This is a genomic window from Neorhizobium sp. T25_13 (genome assembly GCF_002968675.1).
Lineage (GTDB): Bacteria > Pseudomonadota > Alphaproteobacteria > Rhizobiales > Rhizobiaceae > Neorhizobium > Neorhizobium tomejilense.
On the sequence record NZ_PVBI01000007.1, the window covers coordinates 391502 to 398748 of the forward strand.

A 7247-nucleotide genomic window follows, 5' to 3' on the forward strand; every position below is an offset into this window, starting at 1 on the left:
CCCATGAACCAGCTTCGCTCTCATCCCCGGCTTGTCCGCAAACTTCAGGAGGCACTCGGCGATCAGCTTTGCGTTGCCCTTGACGACGCGACTGTTGTCGAGATCATGCTCAATCCGGACGGAAAGTTGTTCATCGAACGCCTTGGTCACGGCGTTGCCCCAGCCGGCGAGATGTCGTCTGCTGCCGCGGAGATGGTAATCGGGACCGTGGCGCATGCGCTTCAATCCGAAGTGGACACGGAACAGCCGATCATCTCCGGCGAACTGCCGATCGGTGGCCACCGTTTCGAGGGACTGTTGCCGCCGGTCGTCGCCAAGCCTGCCTTCACGATTCGGCGCCGGGCATCACGTCTCATTCCGCTCGAAGATTATGTCCGCACCGGCGTCATGACGGAATACCAGGCCTCGACGATACGCAGCGCGATCTCCGCGAGACTTAACATCGTCATTTCCGGGGGAACGGGCTCGGGCAAGACCACGCTTGCGAACGCCGTGATCCACGAGATCGTCAATTCCGCGCCGGAGGATCGCCTCGTCATTCTTGAGGACACCGCGGAAATCCAGTGCGCGGCCGAGAACGCAATTCTGCTCCATACCAGCGATACGATCGACATGGCGCGACTTCTCAAGAGCACCATGCGCTTGCGCCCCGACCGGATCGTCGTTGGCGAGGTCCGCGACGGCGCAGCCCTGACATTGCTGAAGGCGTGGAACACGGGCCACCCGGGCGGGGTGGCGACCATTCACTCGAACACCGCCATCTCGGCGCTACGCCGGCTCGAACAGCTCACCGCCGAGGCAAGCCAGCAGCCGATGCACGAGGTGATCGGAGAGGCCGTCGACTTGGTCATTTCGATTGAGAGGACGCCGCGGGGGCGGCTTGTTCGCGACATCATTCAAGTCGAGCGCTTCATCAACGGAGAGTACGAGATCGAATCCGATCGGTTCACCGAAGAACAGGAGGCGCGCGATGTCGCGTAAGCATACGCTCATCGCCATCGCACTCCTGTCGGCGCCAATCGTTCTTGCCTCTGTCGCACCGGCGCTCGCCAGCTCGGGAGGGAGCCTCCCATGGGAAGGGCCACTGCAGCAGATTCAGGAGTCGATAACTGGCCCGGTCGCGGGTGCGATCGCGCTTGCAGCCGTAGCGATCGCCGGCGGAATGCTCATCTTCGGCGGTGAGCTCAACGATTTCGCGCGGCGACTGGTCTACGTCGTTCTGGTCGCCGGCATTCTGCTCGGCGCCACCAACATTGTCGGCCTGTTCGGCGCGACCGGCGCTTCGATCGGGCTAGTCGACGAGCAGATCACGTCAATTGGTTCGAACGGAGTAGGGGAGGGAGATCATGGCTGAGTCCCTGTCCGGCCTGCGACGCACTCGCATCCACCGCGCGCTATCGCGCCCGAACCTGCTCATGGGTGCCGACCGGGAGCTGGTGCTGATCACCGGTCTAGCGGCCGTCATTCTCATCTTCGTGGTTCTCACCGTATATTCCGCGCTCTTCGGCGTCGCCGTCTGGATCTTCGTCGTCGGGGCGCTCAGGATGATGGCGAAGTCCGACCCGCTGATGCGGCAAGTCTACATCAGGCACATGTCATACGAGCCCGCCTACAGGGCGACCACTTCGCCATGGCGGCGATACTGAAGAGGCGTCCATGGTAGCTCTCAAACGCTTCCGGGTGACCGGCCCCTCCTTTGCCGATCTCGTTCCCTATGCCGGCCTCGTCGACAATGGTGTTCTCCTCTTGAAGGACGGCAGCCTGATGGCGGGCTGGTACTTCGCCGGCCCGGATTCCGAAAGCGCCACCTATCTCGAGCGCAACGAGCTGTCGAGGCAGATTAATGCGGTTCTGTCGCGGCTTGGAAGTGGCTGGATGATTCAGGTCGAGGCCATCCGCATCCCGACCGTCGACTACCCATCGGAAGAGCGTTGCCATTTCCCCGACCCGGTGACCCGCGCGATCGACGCCGAGCGTCGGGCGCATTTCGCGCGCGAGCAGGGGCATTTCGAGAGCAAGCACGCGCTGATCCTGACCTACCGGCCCATCGAGCCCAAAAAGACTGCGCTCAGCAAATACATCTACTCGGACGGGGAAAGCCGAAAGAAGTCCTACGCGGACACGGTGCTCTTCGTGTTCATGAACGCGGTGCGCGAGCTTGAGCAGTATTTTGCCAACACACTCTCGATCCGACGAATGGAAACTCGCGAAACGGTCGAAAGGGGAGGGGCGCGAACTGCTCGATACGACGAGCTACTCCAGTTTGCCCGCTTCTGCATTACCGGGGAAAGCCACCCAATCCGGCTTCCCAACGTTCCAATGTATCTCGACTGGATCGCCACCGCGGAGCTAGAGCATGGACTGACGCCAAAGGTCGAAAACCGTTTCCTCGGTGTCGTTGCGATCGACGGCCTGCCGGCCGAAAGCTGGCCGGGCATTTTAAACAGCCTCGATTTGATGCCGTTGACCTATCGGTGGTCATCCCGCTTCATTTTTCTCGATGCCGAAGAGGCCCGACAGAAGCTCGAACGCACGCGAAAGAAATGGCAGCAGAAGGTCCGGCCGTTCTTTGACCAGATATTCCAAACCCAAAGCCGGTCCATCGACCAGGACGCGATGAGCATGGTGGTCGAGACGGAGGACGCCATCGCGCAGGCCTCGTCGCAGTTGGTTGCCTATGGCTATTACACCCCAGTCGTCGTGCTGTTCGACAGCGATCGCGAGGCGCTCCAGGAGAAGGCCGAGGGGATCCGGCGCCTGATCCAGGCGGAAGGTTTCGGGGCGCGGGTCGAAACGCTCAACGTCACAGACGCCTATCTCGGTAGTTTGCCGGGCAACTGGTACTGCAACATCCGTGAGCCGCTGATCAACACCAGCAATCTCGCCGACTTGATTCCGCTGAACTCGGTTTGGTCCGGAAACCCGGTCGCGCCATGCCCCTTTTATCCGCCGAATTCCCCGCCTTTGATGCAGGTTGCAAGCGGTTCGACAGCGTTCCGTCTGAACCTGCACGTCGATGATGTCGGCCACACACTGATCTTCGGACCGACCGGTTCAGGCAAGTCGACGCTTCTGGCTCTTATCGCTGCGCAGTTTCGCCGGTATGAACATGCGCAGATCTTCGCCTTTGACAAAGGCAGTTCACTTCTACCCCTGACGCTCGCAGCGGGTGGCGATCACTATGAGATCGGCGGCGACGATGCGGAAGAGGGGAGGGTGTTGGCCTTCTGCCCATTGTCCGAACTCAAGACTGGTGCCGACCGCGCCTGGGCGACGGAATGGATCGAGATGTTGGTCGGCCTTCAGGGCGTTGCTATCACCCCAGATCTTCGCAACGCCATCTCTCGGCAGGTCCAACTGATGGCAAGCGCATCCGGTCGCTCGCTTTCGGATTTCGTCAGCGGCGTGCAGCTGCGCGAGATCAAGGACGCACTGCATCATTACACTGTCGATGGCCCCATGGGCCAGCTCCTCGATGCGGAAGAAGATGGCCTCACACTCGGCGCCTTCCAGACTTTCGAGATCGAGCAGCTGATGAATATGGGCGAGCGCAGTCTCGTGCCGGTGCTGACCTACCTGTTCCGCCGGATCGAAAAGCGTTTGGATGGGTCGCCGAGCCTGATCGTGCTCGACGAGGCGTGGCTGATGCTCGGCCACCCTGTGTTCCGCGACAAGATTCGCGAGTGGCTGAAGGTGCTCCGCAAGGCGAATTGCGCCGTCGTTCTCGCCACCCAATCAATCTCCGACGCAGAACGGTCCGGTATCATCGACGTGTTGAAGGAATCCTGCCCGACAAAGATTTGCCTTCCGAACGGCGCCGCCCGCGAGCCGGGGACGCGCGAATTCTACGAGCGCATCGGCTTCAATGAGCGGCAGATCGAGATCGTCGCAACCGCGACACCAAAGCGCGAATACTACGTCGCCACGCCGGAAGGCCGGCGGCTCTTCGACATGTCGCTTGGGCCAGTCGCCCTGAGCTTTGTCGGCGCGGCGGGCAAAGAGGATCTCAAACGAATCCGCGCCCTTAAATCCGAACATGGCCGTGAATGGCCGATCCGCTGGCTTGAAATGAGAGGAGTTTACGATGCCGCATCGCTACTCAAATAGAAGGCTCGCGTGCATGGCCGCCGCCGCCCTCACGATCGTAGCCACAGGTTCGGTGGAAGCCGGTACAGCCACCGGCGCAGCGACGGAATGGACACAGCTCGCCAACAATGCTCAGCTCGTGGACCTCATGAAGAGTTCCGGAATCCAGGTCGACAATCAGTTGACCCAGATCAGCCAGCTTGCAGAGCAGATCCAGAACCAGCTGAAGATCTACGAGAACATGCTGCAAAACACAGCGCAGCTTCCTGAGCATGTCTGGGGGCAGGTCGAAAGCGATCTCAACCAGTTGCGCAGTATCGTCGAGCAGGGTCAGGGCATCTCATTTTCCATGGGCAACGCCGACGATGTTCTTCAGCAGCGCTTCCAAAGTTACGCTGACCTGAAGACAAATTTGCCTGATAACTCAACTTTCTCCTCGACCTACCAGTCCTGGTCGGACACCAACCGCGATACCATCGCCAGTTCGCTGAAGGCAGCGAGCCTCACGGCCGACCAATTCGATAGCGAGGAAGGTACGATGTCGTCACTGCGCTCGATGTCCGAGACGGCAGATGGGCAAATGAAGGCTTTGCAGGTCGGCCACGAGATCTCCGCTCAGCAAGTCGCGCAAATTCAAAAGCTTCGCGGTCTCGTCTCCCAACAGATGGCAATGATGGGAACCTGGCTTCAGACGGAACAGACCGACAAGGACCTGGCACAGGCGCGGCGTGAAAAGTTCTTCAACGCCGAGGTCAGGAGCATTCCGGAAGGCCAGAAAATGGAGCCGCGCTGGTGAGCCGCTCTGTCCTGATAACCTTGCTTCTGGCCGTCGCCGCTTTATCGTCTGCGGCGACAGTGCTGATCGTCAATTCTCGAAACACCGGCAAACCTGCGCTCGCTGAGGAGCAGCGCGCCATCCGGGAAAAAATATTTGGCTCAAACAAGGAGCTGCCGCCGATCAAGGAAGGCCCGGAGATGCGCCCGAGATGGTGAAGGTAACTGTTGGGCGCTGTTTCCTGATTACAGGTCTCTTTCTCCTCGCCTATGCTGTTCCCGCATTCGCGCAGCAGGGACAGGTCCTCACGGAACTGGAAAACCAGGTCTCCTCCGCTGCGAAAGGGTGGGAGACCACCATCATGGAGGCGGCGAAATCCCTATTCTGGATTCTCGCAACGATCGAGATCGGGATTGCGGCCGTTTGGTTGGCAATCGCGTCAGCCTCATTGGACAGGTGGTTCGCCGAACTGGTGCGGCGGATCATGTTCATCGGGTTCTTCGCATTCGTCCTTAATCAAGGTCCGACCTTTGCGCGAGCAGTGGTCGACAGCCTCTTCCAGATTGGCGCCGGCGGTGGTTCTGCTTCGCCCGCGGAAGTGTTCGATGCAGGCATCCGGGTCGCCTCGCAGATGTCGGAGCAGGCACAGTTCGGGGTGTTCGAAGACAATGCGCTTGCGATCGCGGCGGTGTTGGCGATGGGCATCGTCGTTATCTGCTTCTCACTGGTCGCAGCGATTTTCGTGTCGGTCATGGTTGAGATGTATGTCGGCCTGCTCGCCGGCATGATCATGCTCGGACTGGGCGGCTCTTCCTTCACGAAAGACTTTGCTGTTCGCTACCTCGTCTATGCCTTCGGCGTCGGCATGAAGCTCATGGCCTTGGTGATGATCGCGAAGATAGGATCGAGCGTCCTCCTTGGCCTTGCCCAAGCTCCGACTGCCTCATCGGATCAGTTCGTCACGACCTTGGCCATTGCCGGAATCTCCGTCGTCGTCTTCATCATCGCCATGTACGTCCCAAGCATCATCCAAGGCGTCGTCCAGGGCGCATCGGTGTCCGGAGGAATGGAAGCGGTCCGCCACGGCGGGCAGGCGGCGTCCTTCGCCGCGGGCGCCGGCTTCCTCGCCGCCGGCGCCGCCGGCGCTGGCTTTGCGGCTGGCCAAGCCGCGCGAGCTGGCGGTTCATCCGTCGCCGGCGCTGCCCTACGGGGGATAGGTGCAAGCTTCAGTTCCGGCGCGCGAGCAGCAGGCTCGGCCGCCAAGGAAAAGGCAATCGGCTCTCCCGGCGCCTATGCGGGGTCCATTCTCGGCTTGGCCAACGCCAAGTTAGATGAACAGCGCCGCGGTCATAGCGGGCCGAAGCCTTCTCCCGAACGCAATGACAAACCGTAATCGAGACAAGGGAAGAGTAAATGGCAGCGAACCGCGCCCCGGAAAACCCGTATCTTGCCGCCCGCCAGGAATGGAGCGAACGCTATGGCTCCTATGTGAAGGCCGCAGCCGCATGGCGCATTGTTGGTGTCCTCGGTCTGGTCATGGCCGTCATCGGCTTCAGCTACGCGATGTATCTGAGCATGCAAGTGAGGCTCGTGCCGTACATCGTCGAGGTCGACAAGCTCGGAACCGCAGTCACGGCAGGTTTCCCCGAGCAGATCGAGTACGCCGATGTCCGCGTGGTGCGCGCGACACTCGGGAACTTTGTCACAAGCTTTCGCTCAATCACGCCGGATGCGGTGGTGCAGAAGCAATATATCGACCGCACCTACGCCCTTCTTCGCACTTCCGATCCGTCGACGGAGAAGGTCAACGCCTGGTTTCGAGGCAATTCTCCATTCGAGAAGGCGAAGTCCTCGACAGTTGCCATCGAGGTCAACAACATCGTGGCAATCTCGAACCAGACCTATCAGATCGACTGGACGGAATACGAGCGGGACCGCAAGGGCAAGGAAACCGGCACGCGGCGGTTCCGCGGGATCGCAACGGTGACGCTCACCGCGCCACAGGATGAGGCGACGATCCGCCTCAATCCAATCGGCCTTTACGTCCGGGATTTCGACTGGACGGCACAGCTCTAAGGGCAGGGATTCTTTCGATGAAGAAAACGGGAATGATCGCAGCCGCCGGCTGCATGGCCGGACTCTTAGCTGCGGCGGGCGCACCGGCGCAAAGCATGACGAGCAACGAGGTGAAGGGAACAAATCTGTCCAGGAAGTGGCGCGGCACACCGGGGCTGGTCACGACAGGACCCGACGGCAAGGTGATTTTCCTGTTTGGGGAGACGCAGCCGTCGGTCATCTGCTCACCGCTTCAGGTCTGCGACATAGAACTTCAGGGTGGCGAGATCGTTCGCGACGTCCTCATCGGCGACACCGTGCGCTGGAAAGT

At 60.5% G+C, this 7247-nt stretch carries 8 protein-coding genes and 1 pseudogene; all 9 read left to right on the forward strand.

Annotated elements, in window-relative coordinates:
- The first annotated feature begins 3 nt into the window (after positions 1-3).
- Positions 4-981, forward strand: coding sequence for a P-type conjugative transfer ATPase TrbB (trbB, locus tag C5J22_RS19140; protein WP_105439477.1), 978 nt, complete (start codon positions 4-6; stop codon positions 979-981).
- Complete coding sequence (locus tag C5J22_RS19145) at positions 971-1354, forward strand: TrbC/VirB2 family protein (protein ID WP_105439478.1); 384 nt, start codon at positions 971-973, stop codon at positions 1352-1354. The genes trbB and C5J22_RS19145 overlap by 11 nt, the downstream gene beginning before the upstream one ends.
- Complete coding sequence (locus C5J22_RS19150; protein WP_105439479.1) at positions 1347-1646, forward strand: conjugal transfer protein TrbD; 300 nt, start codon at positions 1347-1349, stop codon at positions 1644-1646. The genes C5J22_RS19145 and C5J22_RS19150 overlap by 8 nt, the downstream gene beginning before the upstream one ends.
- A gap of 10 nt (positions 1647-1656) precedes the next feature.
- Entirely contained in the window at positions 1657-4107 is a 2451-nt protein-coding gene (locus C5J22_RS19155; protein WP_105439480.1) for a conjugal transfer protein TrbE, read from the forward strand.
- Positions 4085-4882, forward strand: a complete 798-nt coding sequence (trbJ, locus tag C5J22_RS19160; protein WP_105439481.1) for a P-type conjugative transfer protein TrbJ — start codon at positions 4085-4087, stop codon at positions 4880-4882. The genes C5J22_RS19155 and trbJ overlap by 23 nt, the downstream gene beginning before the upstream one ends.
- Complete coding sequence (gene trbK / locus C5J22_RS19165) at positions 4879-5079, forward strand: entry exclusion protein TrbK (RefSeq protein WP_105439482.1); 201 nt, start codon at positions 4879-4881, stop codon at positions 5077-5079. The genes trbJ and trbK overlap by 4 nt, the downstream gene beginning before the upstream one ends.
- Positions 5073-6254, forward strand: a complete 1182-nt coding sequence (gene trbL, locus C5J22_RS19170) for a P-type conjugative transfer protein TrbL (RefSeq protein ID WP_105439483.1) — start codon at positions 5073-5075, stop codon at positions 6252-6254. Before trbK ends, trbL begins: the two co-directional genes overlap by 7 nt.
- A 20-nt stretch (positions 6255-6274) precedes the next feature.
- The gene (locus C5J22_RS19175) at positions 6275-6937 is read left to right on the forward strand and encodes a conjugal transfer protein TrbF (RefSeq protein WP_105439484.1); all 663 of its coding nucleotides are present in this window, start codon (positions 6275-6277) and stop codon (positions 6935-6937) included.
- 17 nt (positions 6938-6954) lie between these two features.
- Positions 6955-7247: pseudogene (locus tag C5J22_RS19180) on the forward strand (P-type conjugative transfer protein TrbG); the annotation flags it as partial.